This window comes from Exiguobacterium sp. s133, from assembly GCF_018618595.1.
GTDB lineage: Bacteria > Bacillota > Bacilli > Exiguobacteriales > Exiguobacteriaceae > Exiguobacterium_A > Exiguobacterium_A oxidotolerans.
Genome location: NZ_JACSMK010000008.1, coordinates 86,153 through 104,902 on the forward strand (window position 1 = coordinate 86,153; position 18,750 = coordinate 104,902).

Genomic DNA, 18,750 nt, shown 5'->3' on the forward strand with positions numbered 1-18,750 from the left:
GAAATCGGATGGCAGATGTTTCACTCGTGAAAACGAAACGACTTACCTTGATTTTAATTTTAGGCTCATTGGCAGCACTCGGTCCGCTCTCGATCGACATGTATTTACCTGCTTTCCCCGACATGTCCCGTTCATTCGGGGCGAGTGCGTCGATGATTCAATTGAGTTTGACGGCATGTATGCTTGGCATGGCGCTCGGTCAATTGATTGTCGGACCGCTTAGCGATGTCCGTGGACGGAAACGTCCCTTAATGCTCGCACTCGTCGCCTATCTCCTCGCCTCGCTTGCATGTGCGTTTGCTCCGACAATCGAAGTGTTGATTGCACTTCGTTTTGTGCAAGGGGCGGCTGGTGCTTCCGGCATCGTCATTTCGCGCGCGATCGTTCGTGATTTGTTTGAAGGACCGGAATTGACGAAGTTCTTTGCTGCTTTATCTCTTGTTAACGGGACGGCTCCGATTTTAGCACCAGTCATCGGTGGACAAATTTTACGGTTCGGTGATTGGCATGTGGTGTTCTATTTACTGGCCATCTTAAGTACGATGATGCTGCTTGCCGTTGCTTTCCGGTTACCGGAAACACTGCCGGTGCATCACCGGGTCGAAGGGAATCTCGCGACGACGGTTCGGACGTTTGGTCGTTTATTGACGGACCGCGTGTTCATCGGTTACGCCTTTGCACAAGCGTTCGTCATGGGTGCGATGTTCGCCTATATCTCCGGTTCGCCGTTCGTTTTACAAAACATTTACGGTGCGAGTCCGCAACAGTTTAGTTTCCTGTTCGGCTTGAACGGGATTGGAATCATCATCGCGGCTCAAATCGCAGGACGACTCGCCGGTCGCGTCGATAGTGAGAAATTGATGCGGATTGCCTTAATGATTGTTGCGACGGCAAGCATCTTGTTGTTCCTCGGCTTGACCTTATCCGATGCCTTGATTTTTGTCATGATTCCACTTTTCTTCGTTGTGTCGAGCGTCGGTCTGATTTCAACGCTTGGTTTTACACTTGCGATGCAAAACTACGGGAAGACGGCAGGGAGCGCATCTGCTTTGCTCGGTCTCTTGCCGATGCTCGTCGGTTCACTCGTTTCACCACTCGTCGGAATCATGGGCGAGGACTCGGCTTTACCGATGGGGTTGATTATCATGACACTTGATTGTGCAGCACTCGTCATCTACTATGTTTTGATTGTTAAACGGAAAAAGTAAACGGATTAAAACCGAGGAGCATTGCTCTTCGGTTTTTTTGTTTATCCGCATGAAAAATGGAAAAAGGAAATTGGTTTTTGAAACCATTTCCAAAAACTAGCGTACATAAAACTGAACGGATTAAACAGGAAAGGAGCACGAAGATGAGAAAACGACGTCAACCTGTCGCGGCCACGCCAAGTCAAGGAGCACTCGAAAGTTTGCTAGCGCGTCATTACGCGGCACAGAAAAAGTATGCACGGCGTTTGCAAGAAGACACCAGTCCGCGTGAGCGTGAGCTGGCACACCTGCTGTATGAAGAAAACCGGCATGAATACAAACGGATTTATCATCAGCTTTATGGCTCGAGTGCTTTTATCGAGGTGACAGAAGATGGACGTTAGTACGTTGTATCTCTATGCACTGGCAGCAGCAGGATGTGGCGTTTTGTTATCGGTCGTGTTCTCGGACCTGGTTCCGGGCGTCGATCAAATTTTTCATCCGACGTTGATTTTATCATTCGTCATTTTAACGTCGGCTTTCGGATTCGGACTTGAGCATTTAACAGCCATGAGCTCATTGATGATCTTATTGCTCAGTGGATTCATCAGTCTTATTTTGACGACCTTAGTGCACTTGTTCATTTTTGTACCGCTTGCCGAAGCCGAGCAGTCGCTGGGTTTTTCCGAGCAGATGCTAGAAGGAAGAAGTGCAACGGTCATTTTATCGATCCCGAGTGACGGATATGGAGAAATTTTAGTCGATGATGTCTCCGGACGGATTTCAAAATCAGCCGTTTTATTTGAAGGACCGCCACTCGATCAAGGAACGAAAGTCATCATCATTGAAATCAAACAAGGGGTGGCGCACGTCATGACCTACCCGAACCAATGGAAAGAGGAGATGTTTACGTGAATCCAGTTATTATTGTGGCGATTATCGCCGGCGCGCTCATTTTAGCGCTTGTTGCTCTATTTATCACGAAGTATCGGACAGTTGGGCCAGAAGAAGCGTTAATCGTGTCGGGGAGTTATCTCGGAAATAGTCCAAGTGTCAATACGGATGAATCCGGTAACCGCGTTAAAATCATTCGCGGTGGCGGGGCATTCATCTTGCCTGTCTTCCAACAGGCGACACCGCTCAGTTTACTGTCGAGCAAGCTCGAAGTAACAACGCCTGAAGTTTATACGGAACAAGGTGTTCCGGTCATGGCGGATGGAACGGCAATCATTAAAATCGGCAGCTCGATTTCGGAAATCGCGACGGCAGCCGAGCAATTCCTCGGGAAATCAAAGGAAGACCGTGAAAGTGAGGCGCGGGAAGTCCTCGAAGGTCACTTGCGGTCGATTCTTGGATCGATGACGGTCGAAGAAATCTATAAGAACCGCGATAAATTTTCGCAAGAAGTGCAACGTGTCGCGTCACAAGATCTCGCGAAAATGGGACTGATCATCGTCTCGTTCACGATTAAAGATGTCCGCGATAAAAACGGTTATCTCGAATCACTCGGGAAACCACGCATCGCGCAAGTACGCCGTGACGCTGATATCGCGACGGCGGATGCTGAAAAAGAAACGCGGATCAAGCGGGCGGAAGCTTCAAAAGATGCGAAAAAAGCAGAGCTCGAGCGCGCGACTGAAATCGCGGAAGCGGAAAAAGAAAACCAGCTGAAGATGGCAGACTATCGTCGCGAACAAGACATCGCGAAGGCGAAAGCCGACCAAGCCTACGACTTAGAAAATGCACGCGCGCAACAAGAAGTCACAGAGCAACAAATGCAAATCAAAATCATCGAACGGCAAAAACAAATCGAACTCGAAGAACGTGAAATTCTCCGTCGCGAGAAACAGTACGACGCAGAAGTTAAAAAACGTGCCGATGCCGATCGGTACTCGATCGAACAGGCAGCACAAGCGGACCGGGCGAAACAATATGCAGAAGCCGATGCGACGAAATACCGGATTGAAGCGTCAGCGAAGGCCGATGCGGAACGGATTCGCCTTGATGGTCTCGCAAAAGCCGACGCCGAGCGGGCACAAGGGGAAACCGAGGCGGACATCATCCGCCTGAAAGGTCTTGCGGAAGCAGAAGCAAAAGAGAAGATTGCCCAAGCCTTCGAACAATTCGGACAAGCGGCGATTCTCGACATGGTCATTCGCATGATGCCGGAGTATGCGAAAGAAATCGCAGCACCACTCGGTAACATCGACATGGTCATTCGCATGATGCCGGAGTATGCGAAAGAAATCGCAGCACCACTCGGTAACATCGACAAGATCACGGTCGTCGATACAGGGAACGGTGAAGGTGGCGGTGCGAACCGTGTGACGGGTTATGCGACGGACTTGATGGCGTCACTCCAAGAGACGTTGAAGGCTTCTTCCGGAATCGATGTCAAAGAATTGATTGAGAACTTTTCTGGAAAAGGGACAGCCAAACCGTTGACGGTCAACTTGAATCAAGGGGAACCGGTCGCGTCGGGAACGAAGTCTGAATGAAACCGAACGTTGTCTTGCCGATGCTGTTTCTGCTGGTTATCGTAAATCTGGTTGCCCCGCTTTCGGCACTTTTCCTCGTAGCAATCGGTTCGGCGTTCGCGCTGTATAAAGGCTATACATCAGAGGACGGAATCCAGAACATCTTCAACGTCAAGCGGGTTTCCTATTCGCTTCACCATCCGCTGACACGGGCGGAAGCGCTCGCTGCCGGTCTAATCGGTCTGTTGACAATAGATCTGGCCTACTTGTGGAACGGAATCCGGACAGGACTGTCCTTGCAAGATGTCGGCTATTTGTTCTTTGAACTGGTGACATTGCTTTTGTTTGTGTATGTATTGTTCCGCTTTTTGTTGCTCGGACTTTTTGAACCGAGAACAGAGCGGACACCGTATGCATCGAGACGATGAAACCGTGAAATGACAGGTTTTAAAAACAAAAAAATCCGGATGATCCAACCTTTTCTGATAAAGAAGAGGGGAATCATTCGGATTTTTTAGTGTGGATAAAATCAAGCGGCTGTCAGGCCGGCAAATCATAGCCGATGACAAGCAGTCCCGGTCCGGTGTGCGAACCGATGGCCGCTCCGGCAATCGTAATCAAGACTTCGCTTGGAGAGAACTGGGCTTCAATCAATTGTTTGAGCATCTCGGCCCGTTCAATCGAGTCACCGTGACCGATGATGATGCGGTGTCCGTCAATCATCGGACGCGCTTCTTCCATCCATTCGACGATCCGGTTCATGACCTTTTTCTGACCACGAATCTTTTCTTTCGGGATCAACTTACCGTCTTCGACCGTCAAGAGCGGCAGAATCGATAATAATCCACCGATGAAGGCACTCGCACGTGACACACGACCACCACGCATCAGGTACTCGAGTGATTCAACCGTGAACAAGTGACGGATCGAATTCACTTTTTGTTCTGCATAGGCTTTTGTTTCGTCAAACGTATGTGTTTTCGCGAAGGTCGCGACATCAAGGACGAAGAGTCCTTGACCGGTCGATGCTGTTTTCGTATCAATGACGGCGTACGGAACATCGGGATATTGTTCGGCGAGTTCTTCTGCGAGCATCGTTGCCGTTTGATAGGTGCCGGATAGATCACTTGAAAAAGCGAGATAGAGGAACGGTTCCCCTTGTTCGAAGTGTGCTTTGAAGACTTCCGCGATCCGCGTGACCTCGACTTGGAAAGTTTTTGGCGCAGCACCGTCACGCATTTTAGCATAGAGCTCCTCCGGCGAAATCGTTTCGCCGTCAAAATACGTGTCGTCTCCAATCAATACACCGAACGGCATGATTGTGATGTCATGGGCATCTAATAATTCTTGCGGTGCATCGGCACCACTATCGGTAATGAATCGTACCATTGCGTTCTCTCCTTTACTTACCTAGGGCTTTTTCGTTTCGTTCGAGCATCCGGCCCAGGTTTACACCGAATCGTTCATTTTCGACTTCATCGAGGACGGACGGGACTAAATTTGTGCCGAGTGCCATCAAGGCACGGTAAGCACGGAGTAAACACTGTTCGACCGTAAGCGGAAGTTGAAGTAACTCCTCAAGAGAGGCCATTGTGTCCGGAATGATGACAGGATACGTGAATTTTGTTTCCTCGCCTTGCAGGGCGGCTTCATAAAAGTCGCGCACGAGTGCTGCGCGCTTACTCCCGCTTCCGTTGACACATAAATAAATCTGAACGGCGACCCCCCCGCGGACACGTCGTTGCGAAATCCCGGCGAACTTTTTACCGAATATCGAAAGGTCGTAAGAGCCGGGGCAATATGAGCCGACGACTTCGCCAGCGACGATCGCATCGGTTTCGTCTCTGAACATGTGCTGCACAAGGGCGAGCATCGCTTCGTAGCCGCTGTCGATATCAATGCCGCCCCGTTCTGGTAGGACAAGCGAAATGTTCAAGACACCTGCATCGAGGACGACCGCGAGTCCGCCCGAATTTCGGACGACGGGGTGAAAGCCGTGTGTATTCAAGACGTCGATTCCTTCTGTTAAGTGAGGCAGACGGGCATCTTGAATCCCGAGGACGACCGTTTCGTGGTGCACCCAAGAACGAAGTGCCGCACCTTCTGTTGCGACGGAGGCACAAAGCGTGTCGTCCATCGCGAACGATTGGGTGGCATGAAATGTCGTTCCGAGTGACGTTTGATCAAAAATACGATATTGTTCTTGTTTTAAGAGTTCGATTCCCATTGGCTCGTTCCTTTTTTTGTAGATTTGCGACATCATTATAGCATAGCCAGTGTAAACTTTATGTAAGAAGCGGATAGTCTGACAGGAACAGACTGCCCCTAAATTGAAAACAACGAAGAGAACGACCAGATGAAGGGGAGAATGACATGTATCAGTCACTAGGTCAATTAAGAGAAACTAAGGTCTTTAAAGATCCGGTTCATCGTTATATTTATGTCAGCGACCAATTGATTTGGCAACTGATTGGAACAAAGGAGTTTCAACGGCTTCGCAGGGTCAAACAACTCGGGACATCCTTTTTGACGTTTCACGGAGCGGAGCATACACGGTTTCATCATTCGCTTGGTGTGTATGAGATTACACGCCAACTGATTGACGTCTTTAACGGTCGTGCTGACTGGGATGACCAATACCGCGAGCTGACGCTCGTCGCAGCCTTGCTTCATGACGTCGGGCACGGACCCTTTTCCCATGCCTTCGAAAATGTCTTTGGTGTCGATCACGAGGAGTGGACGGAACGAATCATTCTCGGGGATACGGAAATCAAACGAGTCCTCGATCAAGTTGGCGAAGGCTTTGCGGAAGAAGTCGCCTCCGTCATCAATAAGACGCATCCGAACCAGTTGCTCGTGACGATGATCAGTTCGCAACTCGACGTCGACCGGATGGATTACTTATTGCGTGACGCCCATTTCGCCGGTGTCAGTTACGGGAAGTTTGATTTAGAACGCATGTTGCGTGTCTTACGTCCCGCACACAATCAGATGGTCGTCAAACAATCAGGCATGCACTCGATTGAAGACTACATCATGCGCCGGTATCAGATGTACTGGCAAGTCTATCTGCACCCGGTCACACGATCGAGCGATTACTTATTAAAAGCGATTCTCGAGCGGGCGAAGGAACTGTATACCTCGGGTTATGTGTTTGACATCCATCCGGTTCATTTGATTCCGTTATTTGACCAAACGATGGCGTTGAAGAATTACCTCGCGCTTGATGAAACGATTGTTTATTTCTATTTCCAACAATGGATGGAAGAACACGATGCGATTCTTAGTGACTTGTCACGTCGGTTCGTCAATCGAAAATTATTTAAGTACGTCGACTACCCACCAGAAAAGCGGGAAGCAATCCATGAAAAACTAGCAGAACTGTTCAATAAAATCGGACTCGATCCGGCATATTACTTGTTAGAAGATAAATTAAGTCGCCTTCCGTATGATTTATATGGAGAGAACGGAGAAATCAGTAAACAGCCGATCATGCTCCAAATGAAAGACGGGCAGAAAAAAGAAATCTCACAAGTCTCCCCACTCGTCGAAGCGATCGCGAATTCAAGACAGACGGATGAAAAGTTGTTTTATCCGCAAGAAATCTTGTATGACTTACGTGAGTTCGCTAATGAAAAGATGCAGATTGATCAACTGTTGCTCGGAGGATACTCAAATGAAACGAGTCATTGAGCAGATTTTAGAACAGGTCGGGTTGTCCGGAATTGAGACGGAAGTTTTACCCGGGGCGACCTCGTCGCTCGTCGTACGGGCGGGCGACAGTGTTATCCGAATCCATACGAATCCAAACTGGTTGCAACAAGAACAGGACCTCGTCGCGCACGAGGTCTTTGCGCTAAAGACGGCGGGGCCGCTTGCACCGCGCGTCCTCAAGTATCAAGAAGCGTGGATCGGCGAGATTCCACCTTGGCTTCAGATGACGTATGTCCAAGGGGTGGTGCAACTTACGCCACTTGACGATCTGTATGTGGAGCGACTGGCACGGACGTTAGTCGCAATTCATCGCTTACCGGTCCCAAAAACTTCGTATGTATATAAACCCTATAGTAAAACCCGTGTCGTTCCGACCTGGGCAACCGAAATCGCCGCCTGGGACTGGGCAAGTGCACCAGCACCAGCGCCTAGTGAACAGATTCGATTCATCCATCGTGATTTCCATCCGGTTAATGTGTTATACGATTTAGGGGAAAAGTATAACGTAGTTGATTGGGTGAGTGCATGTGTTGGACCGATTGAAGCAGACGTGGCGCATTGCCGGCTGAACCTTGCTTTACTCGAGTCCGTCGAAGTTGCGGACCGGTTTTTAAAATTTTATCAGGCGATGAGCGGGCTTACTTACGATCGGAGATGGGACTTAAATGCTGTTTTCGATTTTGGACCCGAAACAATTACTGTATATCCGGGGTGGGAAGCATATGGAAAGCGAAACCTCAGTCAGGACAATGTTCGGAAACGCCTGGAAAACTTTGTCTTGAAAGTTTATGAAAATAACGAAAGCGGTTACTAAATGAACTTTACCTATTGCAGTTCTGACGAATGTTGATTATTCTAGTACTTGGGACAGAGATTAAACGTCAGACATCGTACTTATGTACAACTGATAAACAACTAATAGATTGAGGGGTACTTCATGAAATATTTAATCGCGTTACTCGGACTGGTCGTCGTTTTTGGACTAGCTCTACTCGTCAGCAGCAATCGTAAAAGTATCAAATTGAAACCGCTTGCGGTCATGCTAGTGCTTCAGCTCGTTCTCGGATTCATCTTATTGAACACGTCGTTCGGTTATATTATCATCCGCGGTGTAGCGAGTGTCTTTGAAAAGTTACTTGGTTATGCAGCAATCGGAATTAACTTTGTCTTTGGTGGACTTGCGAATGAAGGGGCACAGCCATTCTTCATCAACGTTCTTCTTCCTATTGTCTTTATCTCAGCATTAATCGGAATTTTACAGTTCACGAAAATCCTCCCGCTCTTAATGCGCGGAATCGGATTTGTCTTGTCGAAGATTAACGGCATGGGACAACTTGAATCATACAACGCCGTCGCCTCGGCAGCGATCGGTCAATCTGAAGTCTTCATCACAGTCAAAAAACAAATCGGTAAATTACCGGCAAACCGTCTCTATACATTGTGTGCTTCGGCGATGTCGACCGTTTCAATGTCAATCGTCGGTGCTTACATGACAATGGTGGAACCGAAATATGTCGTTACGGCCATCGTCTTAAACCTCTTTGGTGGATTCATGATTGTTTCAATCATCAATCCGTATACAGTCGATCCAAACGAAGATATCTTAGAAATCGTCGAAGAGAAACAAACGTTCTTCGAGATGCTCGGCGAATACATCTTGGATGGATTTAAAGTCGCAATCATCGTCGGTGCGATGTTAATCGGATACAACGCATTGATTGGGATGGTCAACGACATCTTCTTGATGGTTCTTGGTATCTCGTTCCAAGAAATTCTCGGGTACATCTTTGCGCCATTCGCTTTCATCATGGGTGTTCCATGGGCAGAAGCAGTCAGTGCTGGTAGCATCATGGCAACGAAATTGATCACGAACGAATTCGTCGCGATGCTCAGTCTTCCTGAGTACACGAAAGAATTCTCAGAGCGTACACTCGGAATCGTATCGGTCTTCTTGATTTCATTCGCGAACTTCTCGTCAATCGGGATCATCGCGGGTGCAGTTAAAGGACTCGACGATCGCCAAGGCAGTGTCGCTGCGAGCTTCGGTCTTAAATTATTGTACGGTGCGACGCTTGTCAGTGTTCTGACAGCAATCGTCGTCAGTGTCATCATCTAATGAGAACTTAAAATACCCGCTGACATCGTTGTCAGCGGGTATTTTAGATTGTAGAAAAAAATTGTGGACCAGACAAGCGTCATCTATTTTCGTTGCTCTCTCCAGGCTTACCTGGAAAGCGAGGATGTCGGAAACATCCGCCACAAGAATTGATTTGGTTAGATGCATCTTGGTTTGCGGAGAAGGGGATGGTGGAATTGGTTAATACATCATTTTAGCGACTTTCGAGAAAGGGAGATGCTGAACGTGCTATTTATGTTGATCGTTAAAGGATCAAAGCGTGCAGAAGCGGGTGAGCGTCCAAGTCCTGAGCTTATGGAAGCGATGTCCGAGTACAATCAAGCGTTACGCGATGCAGGGATACATGTGATGGCGAAAGGACTCCATCCGAGCTCGAACGGGATGCGCTTTTCTTATCGTGGACCTGGAGATCGACCGATCGTTACGGAAGGACCATTCATGCAAACAGAGGAATTGATTGCTGGATTTATTTTGATCGATGTCGCGTCACGAAAAGAAGCAATCGACTGGGCACTACGGATGCCGGATCCGCAAGGGCGTGGTGAAGGGGAAATTGAACTACGACAAGTGTTTGATTGAAAGTAAGCAAACTAAAACATGACGATGAATCCAGCATGCCTGACGGCGCACGGGATTCATCGTCATGTTGATTTTTGAAATCATTGATGGGAAGCAATCCCCACGCGCTTACGACTGAAGAGATGTTCGTGATAGGCTTCAAAAGCAAAACGGGCGACGTTGCGACGAGGAATCGGTCCTGTCTCCTGTGTGAAGCGGGGTGCTTCAATTAAGAGATCATTGATTTCATCGTCTTCCGTCAATTGAGTCGGACAGATGACAGTGAAGTCAACGTCAGCATCCTTTAATGTCAAATAAGCTTTCAAATGATCTTCAGCAGCCACTGTCGAACGGCGGCGCGATTCGCTTGACTGGAAGCGGTACTTCCCGGGTTCTTCTGAGGCATCGAGAATGCCAGCCGTCCCGATGAAGATGATCCGTTCGATCTGTTGTTCCTTCATTTTCGTGACGAGATGGGGAATCGCTGTTGAAAGAACATGTTGCTGATCCGTACCAAGACAACTGAAGACGGCAGATGAACCTTGAATGACGTTCTCTAAATCTGTTACTTCCGTTGCATCTCCTTGAATGATCGTCAATTGCGGGTGCTCCGGTAACATGTGATCGGTCGAGCGGACGAGCGCGCGGACATTGTGACCGGCTTGTAACAATAAATCGAGCAATGGGCGCCCTGTCCGTCCCGTTGCCCCTAAAAGGCTAAGCGTTGCCATCATAATTCATCCTCTCTCGTTCATGGTGTTATAGGTATAAGAAAGAAGGATGGTCGAGCAACACGCATCGTCCATCCTTTTTTAGTTCCTTATTTATCGGCAAACATGACGCCTGCTTGTCCATAGTCCGTCTTTTCCATTTCTTCGATGAAGACGGTAATGTTTTCTTTTGGAGCATTGACTGTTTCTGAAACAGCTTCTGTTACTTTTTCGATCAGTGCACGTTTTTGTTCGACAGTCCGTCCTGAAAGCATTTTAACGGTAACGTAAGGCATAAATCGTTCCTCCTAAAAACATAATGGCAATACGCCCTCAGTATACCGTATGGAGCAGGGGAGCCGTCAAACAGCGACATCGAAACACGAAAAGACGGGTATAAGACAGGAGTGGGGGCATGTAAAAGAGAAGTAGTCGAGAGGAAAACTTAGGATGAAGAGGTGACACCAATGGAAATGGAATCTGTTATACGAAAAAAGATTCATACATTGCTTATTTTCGACCGGGCATTACCAGAGGACACGACGTATCCACTATCGGGGACGAAGGGTTTGGAAGTCGCAGAAGTCATTTTTGATGAAAGCATTCCGTTTGGTCGACTTGTGACGGATAAAGAATTAGCGGCACTCGTTGGTACGCCGGAAGCGAAACGTTATGGAATGGTGACGTTGCTTGAAGAGGATGACCGCTTTAAGCCCTTGTTCCAAAATCGGAAGTTACCGCCTGAGATTGAAACAGAAGTCGAGGAGCGTGTCCGGGAGCTTGCTAAACAACTGCGGGCGATTCGGTCTCGTTGCTCGTCGCTTGAACGCGTGATTTTGTTTGGTCGTGCGGCACAGACACTTTACGACCGGGCATTGACACGCTTGGAAGAATCAAATCCACCTGTGCATGAAGAATTGACCTCACTTGAATGTCTCCGTCTGCCGACGATTCGGCGTGTGACGAAAGAACAGCTGGAACAAGTGAAACGCTAAGCGGGACTTGCGTCAGCAGTTGAATGCGGTATGATAGAGGCAACAGCTGTAAAAGGGGTCGAGTAAAGATGGAAAAGAAGATTAACTTCAATATCATTTCAGATAATTCAACAGACGGACATGGTGGATTTGGCGTCGGGACACTCAGTTTGAACAGTATGTCACCGGTCATCATCTCGCCAGAGGACGGCGAAGCATACATCGATATGGGTGCCATGCATGCGAAAGCAGCGATTGAGAAGCGGATTAAGTTCACGACGGATCGAGCGGACGCACCGAATGGGAAACTGTACTGGATCGTTTGGGTCACGGTAGGACGTAAGCCAGAAGGGTTTTATTATGGAGGCGTCGCAGCATGCGATTTATTAGTCGATGTCGAAACACGGCGCGGGTTTAAAATCTTAGCTGATCACGTCAATAAGATGGACAAGTCACTCAAGGGACGCATCGTCGTCGATCAGATGGACGATACGTCAAAAGGACTGCTTCGTGAATTCCTGATGACACATAAACCGGAAATGTGGGCGAACGCAGAGCCTGAGTTACATGATGCACTCGCATAACTAAAAAAATCGCCGTCTCCTAGGAGGCGGCGATTTTTTATCATGACTTTAAAGTGATGACAACGATTTCGGGACGATTGAACAACCGAAACGGGAAGAGACTGTTGCCAAGACCGCGACTGACGATGAGTTGTGTCGTATCCATTGTATATTGACCGGCCGTCCGTTTCGGGAAAAATCCTTGTCCAGGTGCATACAAGCCATCTGTGAAGGGAAGTCGGATTTGACCGCCGTGAGCATGACCGGACAGAACGAGATCAATTTGCCGCTCCGCATAGAGCGGTACATATTCCGGACGATGGGCGAGTAAGAGTTGAAACGTCGATCGATCGACAGCTTCTTGTGCGGAGGCGAGGCTTTTCCGAGTTCCGTCAGACTCTTGGAGACCTTCGCTCCAGCGTGTCGTCGTTGGGTCGTCGATGCCGAGTAGAGCAATGTTTGCACCGTTATATTCGAGCGGGACTGCCGTATTCTGTAAAATTTGTACACCAATCGCTTCGAGTTTTGGTAAAAGGGTCAAGTTGCGACGAACTTCATGGTTTCCCGTGACGAAATAGACAGGATAGTCCGCAGTCAATTGTTTCATCAAAGTCAGCGCAGCGGCTTCTCCGTTTCGGCGAGAGTCGATTAAATCCCCGGTCATCACGATGAGGTCAGGCTGTGCTTGAGTAATTTTTTTGAGTAGCTTCGTTTGTTTTGGATCGAAGGATTTCCCATGTAAGTCAGCGATTTGGACGACTGTATAGCCATCGAATGCTTTTGGCAGTCGTTCTGTTTCAATCGTGATTGCGGTCGTTTCAATCACATTATTTTCTTGATATAAAAACCAACCGCCTAAGACAAGAACCCCTAATGAAACGAACCAGCGTTTTCTGACGCGCAAGACCTCACTCCTCTCTTCACTAAGCATACCAAAAAGGCACCTCAGTCCGCATTGCGGAAGAGGTGCCTGACATGATTATGCTTCTTTCTTTAAATCATCAGATGCTTTCTTTTCTTCAGGTTCGTTATACAAATCAATGAACAAGGCAATGACCATCATCCCGACAACGAAGATGAACGGGAAGGCGGCTAAAATCGCGGCAGCTTGGAGAGCACTCAGCCCACCGGCATAAAGTAAAACAGCTGCGATTGAAGACTGGATGACACCCCATGTCAATTTGATTCGAAGGCTTGGCATCAAGCTACCGCCTGAAGAGAGCATTCCGAGTACGTACGTTGCTGAGTCAGCTGACGTAATGAAGAATGTCGTAATCAAGAAGACAGCTACGATACTAAGAATCGTACCAAGTGTACCAAATGTCTCGAACAAGGCGAACATACCTGTTTCGACACCTTTATCGTTAACTGTATCAATTAAGTTTACGCTGTTGAAAAGTTCGTTCCAGATTGCCGATCCACCGAAAACAGAGAACCAGAGCAGTCCGAAAATTGTTGGGACGAGCAAGATACCGAGAACGAATTCACGAATCGTCCGTCCTTTTGAAACACGTGCGATGAACGTACCGACGAATGGTGACCAAGAAATCCACCATGCCCAGTAGAAGATCGTCCAGCCGTTAATCCATGAACGTTCGTCCGGATTGAAGGCTGAGGCACGGAAACTCATGATCGGCAGGTTTTGTAAATAGGCACCTGTTGTTTGAACGAATAAATCCATGATGAAACTGAATGGTCCGAGGAACAAGACGCCGACCATCAAGAGCGCCGCGAGAACAAGGTTCGCGTGGCTGAGGCGTACAATACCTTTGTCGAGACCAGAAGCAGCACTAATCATATAAAGGACTGAAACAACAAGGATGATCAGGAGCTGGGTCATGAACGAGTTTGGAATACCTCCGACGAGGAAATGTAAACCGCCCGAGATTTGCTGGGCGCCAAGTCCAAGTGAAGTGGCAACACCGAATGCTGTTGCGACGATCGCGAGAACTTCAACTGTCCCTTTACCTGCAGCTTCATATTTCGGTTTCATAAGTGAAGCGACAGTATCGCCGATTGTCGCAGGACGTCCTTTACGGAATGTCGAGTAAGCGATTGCTAAAGCGACGATTGCATAAAGTGCCCATGGGTGAAGTCCCCAGTGGAAGAATGAATAGCGCATCGCAAGACGTGCTGCTTCAGTCGGGTCACTCGTCGCAACCGGTGGTGTATGGAAGTGTGTCAATGGCTCTGAAACACCCCAGAAGACAAGCCCAATCCCCATACCGGCGCTAAAGAGCATCGCGAACCAAGAAATCAGGTTATATTCAGGGCGATCAGAGTCTTTTCCGAGTCGGATAGAACCGAAACGCGAGAAGACGAGGAAGATTGCAACTAATAAAAAGACGCTCATACCGAATAAGTAGAGCCAGCCGAAGCCATTTGTAACAAAGTTTTGTGCGACTGCTGTTACGTTGCCAAGATTTGCGGCACCAATGAGTGATTCAGGTAAGATTCCCCATATGGTAAAGAGCACACAGAAAATGACGGATACAATAAAGACGTTCGTGATCTTGCTTTTTCGATTATTTTCCATCGTGGTCAACACCTTCTTTCGAATTTTACATGTTTGTTTTGTTTCATGTTGTAAATACTGAAAAATTGCTATACAACGATTAGTAATACCCGTAACTTCAAAAACAAAACCTTATCACGCAAGTTACTACCGTAACAAACTTATAGTAAGGATGGCAAATGCTGTGGGTAATGAAAGATGGGGATTTCTAGAAAAATAGGGTGGTACAGTCGTTTGAACTGGCTTTGCGTAGCGATTTTTGAAAAAAATGAAAAAATCTAATTTTTCTTTTGTTTCTCTAGTATTTCCCGAAAAGATTGATTTGTAATATTTAATATCAAGCAGAATAGCAGACGGGTGATTTCAGATTTGCTATCGTTGTGAAATAATCGATCAAAATCACTGGAGGAATCGAACGATGAGTCACGAACAGAAAAAACAAGCTATTTTAGCAGCCTTTCAATCACGTCATGCGACGAAAGCATTTGATCCTTCGAAAAAGATCACACCAGCAGACTTCGCATTTATTTTAGAAACCGCGCGTCTCTCCCCAAGTTCATTTGGTTATGAGCCTTGGAACATGCTCGTCATCCAAAATGAAGCATTGCGTGAAGAACTTCGTGCCGTCTCGTGGGGTGCCCAAGGACAATTGCCGACAGCGAGCCATTATGTCATTTTCCTTGCACGGACAGGTGCGCAAATGCAACCAGATGGTCCGCATGTCACGCACATGATGGACGCACTCGGTTTGTCAGACGAGGCAAAACAAGGGCGGACGACGCGGTATGGTCTTTTCCTCGAAGAAGACTTTAAAATCGGGAATAATGAAAAAGCGATGGAAGACTGGTCAGCGAAACAGGCCTATATCGCGCTCGGAAACATGATGTCGACGGCAGCACAAATCGGAATCGATTCATGTCCGATTGAAGGATTTGATCAAGAGGCGATTGAAAAAATCTTAGTCGACCATGATTTACTCGACCGGACTGTATTTACGGTTCCTGTCATGGTAGCGTTCGGTTACCGGGCGGATGAACCGAAACGTGCGAAACAACGCCGTGACTTGGATGAAATCGTCACTTTCGTCGAGTAAACACTCAGATAGTTTTTTTCGAATTATATAGAAGTTTCTTTCAAAATTCGGTATACTCGCATTTGTATGATTAAGAAGCGCCGTAAACGCCACTCGCATACGAACAACTTTTGTCTTGAGAAAGAAAGGGGTTCTATCGCAAATGGAACAAAAATTAAAGTTATGGTTCACGGAACACCAAACGGAAGATTACGGTATCACATTCCGTGTCAACCACGTTTATGAGAGCGAACAAACGGAGTTTCAACGCCTGGAGATGGTTGAGACGGACGAGTTCGGTACAATGTTGTTACTTGACGGGATGGTCATGACAACGGACAGAGATGAGTTCGTGTATCACGAAATGGTCGCACACGTCCCATTGTTCACACACCCGAACCCGAAATCGGTTCTCGTCGTAGGTGGGGGAGACGGCGGAGTCATCCGTGAAGTCTTAAAACACCCATCGGTCGAAAAAGCAGTTCTCGTCGAAATTGATGGCAAGGTCATCGAGTACTCGAAGAAATACCTTCCGAACATCGCAGGTGGTTTAGACGACGCACGCGTCGAAGTCATTGTGGGTGACGGATTCATGCACATCGCGGAAGCGGTCAACGAATACGATGTCATCATGGTCGATTCGACAGAGCCGGTCGGTCCTGCCGTCAACCTGTTCACAAAAGGATTCTACTCTGGAATCTCGAAAGCATTAAAAGAAGACGGTATTTTCGTCGCACAATCGGACAACCCATGGTTTACACCAGACTTGATCCGTGATGTACAACGTGACGTCAAAGAAATCTTCCCAATCACAAAACTATACATCGCGAACGTTCCGACGTACCCGAGCGGTCTGTGGACATTTACGATTGGATCGAAAAAACATGATCCACTCGCTGTCGCACCAGAGCGTTTCCATGAAATCGAAACGAAGTACTATACACCGGAACTTCATACAGCAGCGTTCGCGTTGCCAAAGTTCGTCAAAGATTTAACGATTTAATTTCAAAGTAGGAGTGTTCCGTTTTCAGGGACACTCCTTTCTATGACTGGAGGAATAGAAATGCGTTTTGATGAAGCATATTCAGGTAAAGTCTTTATCGCGAGTCAACCGACTCACGAAGATGCAAAAGGTGTGTTATACGGCATGCCGATGGACTGGACGGTCAGTTTCCGCCCGGGATCACGTTTTGGCCCGGCGCGGATTCGTGAAGTATCACTTGGTCTCGAAGAATACAGTCCGTATTTAAACGGCGATATCGCCGATGCGAAATTGTTTGACGCGGGTGACATTCCGTTGCCGTTCGGCAATGCCCAAAAGTCACTCGACATGATTGAAGAGTATGTCGATTCGTTACTGACGGCAGGTAAGTTCCCGCTCGGTATGGGGGGCGAACACCTCGTGACGTGGCCGGTCGTTAAAGCCTTTGATAAACACTACGATGATTTCGTCGTCTTACATTTTGACGCACATACGGATTTACGTGACGAGTATGAAGGTGAACCGCTCTCGCATTCGACACCACTCAAAAAAATCGCCAACTTGATTGGACCGGAAAACTGCTATTCATTCGGCATCCGTTCAGGGATGAAAGAAGAATTCGAGTGGGCGAAGACGTCCGGTTACAATTTGTTCAAGTATGAAATCGTTGAACCGTTAAAGACTGTTTTGCCGAAGCTTGCCGGTAAAAAAGTTTATGTGACGATTGATATCGACGTCCTCGATCCGTCTGCTGCACCAGGAACAGGTACACAGGAAATCGGCGGCGTGACAACAAAAGAGTTACTTGAAGTCGTCCACATGATTTCACGTGCTGACGTCGACGTCATCGGAGCCGATCTCGTTGAAGTCTGCCCGGCATATGATCAGTCTGACATGACAGCGATTGCCGCTGCGAAAGTCTTACGTGAAATGATGATTGGTTTCATTAAGTAAATTTGTCTGAAATGATGGTTCTTACGCAATGTTAGTGAATGTTGACGAGCATATTCCCAACTAAACACTATCATTTTCTTAAAATATTAATACTCCGGATCTGGATTGCGACAGAGCACTCGAATACGGAGTAGATCGAAGTTAGCACGCCCATACATGAGGCGTTTGATCATTTTCAATCGATTGACATTGCCCTCCACGTAGCCATTGTTTTCTTCATACTGACAAGCTGCCAAAATGACCGGAAGGTCTTTTTTGAGGCGACGCACAAAACGAGCGAGTCTCGGATGTGCCGTGACTTTCGGGTTCATAATCAAACGAAGTAGTTCATCACTATCTCGCACACGTATTGCTTCTCGGAATCCTTGGATGAAGCAGAATGGGATTGAAAGATCCGGATATTCGCATAACAAATCTGAAACATCTGCGATGTCTTTCTCATTCTTTTTCGGCCATTGCCGAAATGATTGCGGGATATGTAAAAAAGTAGCGTACAAGGGGTTGTCCTTGTACGCTACTTTTTTCAGACTGTAGACAACGTGCTATTGGGAGATAAAGCGTCTTTTTTCGTTGCTTTCTTCGGGCGAGGCGCAAGCCGCTGCTCCTTGGATCCTAGCGGACAATGAGCAGGGTCTTGCCTGCCTCTGAAAGTGCGTTAAAAACGCACTTTTTCCCGTAGGAGTCAACGAAACGTGACGCTTTTTAGGTAACATCGTGACAGAAAGCCGGGCATGTAGATTGTTTAGAGCGCAATCCGTCTCGAATCTACATTCGGACGTTACAAATGCTTAGCAAAGGGTAGTGTAATCATATAGACGCCTGCCTGTTTTTTTTTACAACATCCCGAAAGATTGCCGCTTGAATCATATGATCGATAAACCGATCCATGTGGTGCTGAAAAACATGA

At 47.5% G+C, this 18,750-nt stretch carries 21 protein-coding genes; 14 read left to right on the forward strand and 7 right to left on the reverse strand.

Annotated elements, in window-relative coordinates:
• Positions 1-8 precede the first annotated feature (8 nt).
• The 5 genes from KNP96_RS11620 to KNP96_RS11640 all read left to right on the forward strand — a co-directional run bounded on the left by KNP96_RS11620 (position 9) and on the right by KNP96_RS11640 (position 4,092).
• Positions 9-1,208: a multidrug effflux MFS transporter gene (locus KNP96_RS11620; RefSeq protein WP_088836088.1), complete on the forward strand. Its 1,200-nt coding sequence runs from the start codon at positions 9-11 to the stop codon at positions 1,206-1,208.
• Between the two features lie 143 nt (positions 1,209-1,351).
• Complete coding sequence (locus KNP96_RS11625) at positions 1,352-1,591, forward strand: hypothetical protein (protein WP_029332376.1); 240 nt, start codon at positions 1,352-1,354, stop codon at positions 1,589-1,591.
• Positions 1,581-2,102 (forward strand): NfeD family membrane protein, encoded by a 522-nt coding sequence (locus tag KNP96_RS11630; RefSeq protein ID WP_088836089.1) that lies wholly within the window; start codon positions 1,581-1,583, stop codon positions 2,100-2,102. Before KNP96_RS11625 ends, KNP96_RS11630 begins: the two co-directional genes overlap by 11 nt.
• Positions 2,078-3,685, forward strand: a complete 1,608-nt coding sequence (locus KNP96_RS11635) for a flotillin lipid rafts scaffold protein FloT (RefSeq protein ID WP_214770619.1) — start codon at positions 2,078-2,080, stop codon at positions 3,683-3,685. Before KNP96_RS11630 ends, KNP96_RS11635 begins: the two co-directional genes overlap by 25 nt.
• Complete coding sequence (locus tag KNP96_RS11640) at positions 3,682-4,092, forward strand: hypothetical protein (protein ID WP_088836091.1); 411 nt, start codon at positions 3,682-3,684, stop codon at positions 4,090-4,092. The genes KNP96_RS11635 and KNP96_RS11640 overlap by 4 nt, the downstream gene beginning before the upstream one ends.
• Positions 4,093-4,204: 112 nt before the next feature.
• On the opposite strand, the gene KNP96_RS11645 is transcribed toward KNP96_RS11640, so the two are convergent.
• Positions 4,205-5,053 carry a DegV family protein gene (locus tag KNP96_RS11645; protein WP_088836092.1) on the reverse strand — a complete coding sequence of 283 codons (849 nt, stop codon included), beginning with the start codon at positions 5,051-5,053 and terminating at the stop codon, positions 4,205-4,207.
• A 13-nt stretch (positions 5,054-5,066) separates the two neighbouring features.
• Positions 5,067-5,891, reverse strand: coding sequence for an octanoyl-[GcvH]:protein N-octanoyltransferase (gene lipL / locus KNP96_RS11650; protein WP_088836093.1), 825 nt, complete (start codon positions 5,889-5,891; stop codon positions 5,067-5,069).
• Positions 5,892-6,037: 146 nt separating this feature from the next.
• Here lipL and KNP96_RS11655 point away from each other — a divergent pair, with 146 nt between their 5' ends.
• The 4 genes from KNP96_RS11655 (at position 6,038) to KNP96_RS11670 (ending at position 10,094) form a co-directional block, all read left to right on the forward strand.
• Positions 6,038-7,357 carry an HD domain-containing protein gene (locus tag KNP96_RS11655; protein WP_088836094.1) on the forward strand — a complete coding sequence of 440 codons (1,320 nt, stop codon included), beginning with the start codon at positions 6,038-6,040 and terminating at the stop codon, positions 7,355-7,357.
• Complete coding sequence (locus KNP96_RS11660) at positions 7,341-8,192, forward strand: phosphotransferase family protein (protein WP_214767694.1); 852 nt, start codon at positions 7,341-7,343, stop codon at positions 8,190-8,192. Before KNP96_RS11655 ends, KNP96_RS11660 begins: the two co-directional genes overlap by 17 nt.
• 123 nt (positions 8,193-8,315) lie before the next feature.
• Complete coding sequence (locus KNP96_RS11665) at positions 8,316-9,494, forward strand: NupC/NupG family nucleoside CNT transporter (protein ID WP_029332383.1); 1,179 nt, start codon at positions 8,316-8,318, stop codon at positions 9,492-9,494.
• A gap of 255 nt (positions 9,495-9,749) precedes the next feature.
• Positions 9,750-10,094 (forward strand): YciI family protein, encoded by a 345-nt coding sequence (locus tag KNP96_RS11670; RefSeq protein ID WP_251135778.1) that lies wholly within the window; start codon positions 9,750-9,752, stop codon positions 10,092-10,094.
• An 80-nt stretch (positions 10,095-10,174) separates the two neighbouring features.
• On the opposite strand, the gene KNP96_RS11675 is transcribed toward KNP96_RS11670, so the two are convergent.
• The gene (locus KNP96_RS11675; protein ID WP_214770623.1) at positions 10,175-10,804 is read right to left on the reverse strand and encodes an NAD(P)-dependent oxidoreductase; all 630 of its coding nucleotides are present in this window, start codon (positions 10,802-10,804) and stop codon (positions 10,175-10,177) included.
• Positions 10,805-10,893: 89 nt separating this feature from the next.
• Entirely contained in the window at positions 10,894-11,079 is a 186-nt protein-coding gene (locus tag KNP96_RS11680) for a 2-hydroxymuconate tautomerase (RefSeq protein ID WP_029332386.1), read from the reverse strand.
• 171 nt (positions 11,080-11,250) lie between these two features.
• On the opposite strand from KNP96_RS11680, the gene KNP96_RS11685 reads away from it, so the two are divergent.
• Entirely contained in the window at positions 11,251-11,778 is a 528-nt protein-coding gene (locus KNP96_RS11685; protein ID WP_214767698.1) for a hypothetical protein, read from the forward strand.
• Between the two features lie 68 nt (positions 11,779-11,846).
• Positions 11,847-12,341, forward strand: a complete 495-nt coding sequence (locus KNP96_RS11690; RefSeq protein ID WP_214770625.1) for a YwhD family protein — start codon at positions 11,847-11,849, stop codon at positions 12,339-12,341.
• A 40-nt stretch (positions 12,342-12,381) separates the two neighbouring features.
• On the opposite strand, the gene KNP96_RS11695 is transcribed toward KNP96_RS11690, so the two are convergent.
• Together KNP96_RS11695 and KNP96_RS11700 are read right to left on the reverse strand one after the other, a co-directional pair.
• Positions 12,382-13,224, reverse strand: a complete 843-nt coding sequence (locus tag KNP96_RS11695) for a metallophosphoesterase (protein ID WP_251135774.1) — start codon at positions 13,222-13,224, stop codon at positions 12,382-12,384.
• 75 nt (positions 13,225-13,299) lie between these two features.
• Entirely contained in the window at positions 13,300-14,856 is a 1,557-nt protein-coding gene (locus KNP96_RS11700; RefSeq protein WP_088836101.1) for a BCCT family transporter, read from the reverse strand.
• A 397-nt stretch (positions 14,857-15,253) separates the two neighbouring features.
• Here KNP96_RS11700 and KNP96_RS11705 point away from each other — a divergent pair, with 397 nt between their 5' ends.
• The 3 genes from KNP96_RS11705 to speB all read left to right on the forward strand — a co-directional run bounded on the left by KNP96_RS11705 (position 15,254) and on the right by speB (position 17,843).
• The gene (locus KNP96_RS11705) at positions 15,254-15,928 is read left to right on the forward strand and encodes an NAD(P)H-dependent oxidoreductase (RefSeq protein WP_088836102.1); all 675 of its coding nucleotides are present in this window, start codon (positions 15,254-15,256) and stop codon (positions 15,926-15,928) included.
• A 142-nt stretch (positions 15,929-16,070) separates the two neighbouring features.
• Complete coding sequence (gene speE, locus KNP96_RS11710; protein ID WP_014969274.1) at positions 16,071-16,910, forward strand: polyamine aminopropyltransferase; 840 nt, start codon at positions 16,071-16,073, stop codon at positions 16,908-16,910.
• 60 nt (positions 16,911-16,970) lie between these two features.
• Positions 16,971-17,843 carry an agmatinase gene (gene speB / locus KNP96_RS11715; protein ID WP_204251415.1) on the forward strand — a complete coding sequence of 291 codons (873 nt, stop codon included), beginning with the start codon at positions 16,971-16,973 and terminating at the stop codon, positions 17,841-17,843.
• An 86-nt stretch (positions 17,844-17,929) separates the two neighbouring features.
• On the opposite strand, the gene KNP96_RS11720 is transcribed toward speB, so the two are convergent.
• Complete coding sequence (locus KNP96_RS11720) at positions 17,930-18,340, reverse strand: transposase (RefSeq protein WP_214770629.1); 411 nt, start codon at positions 18,338-18,340, stop codon at positions 17,930-17,932.
• Positions 18,341-18,750: the final 410 nt, after the last annotated feature.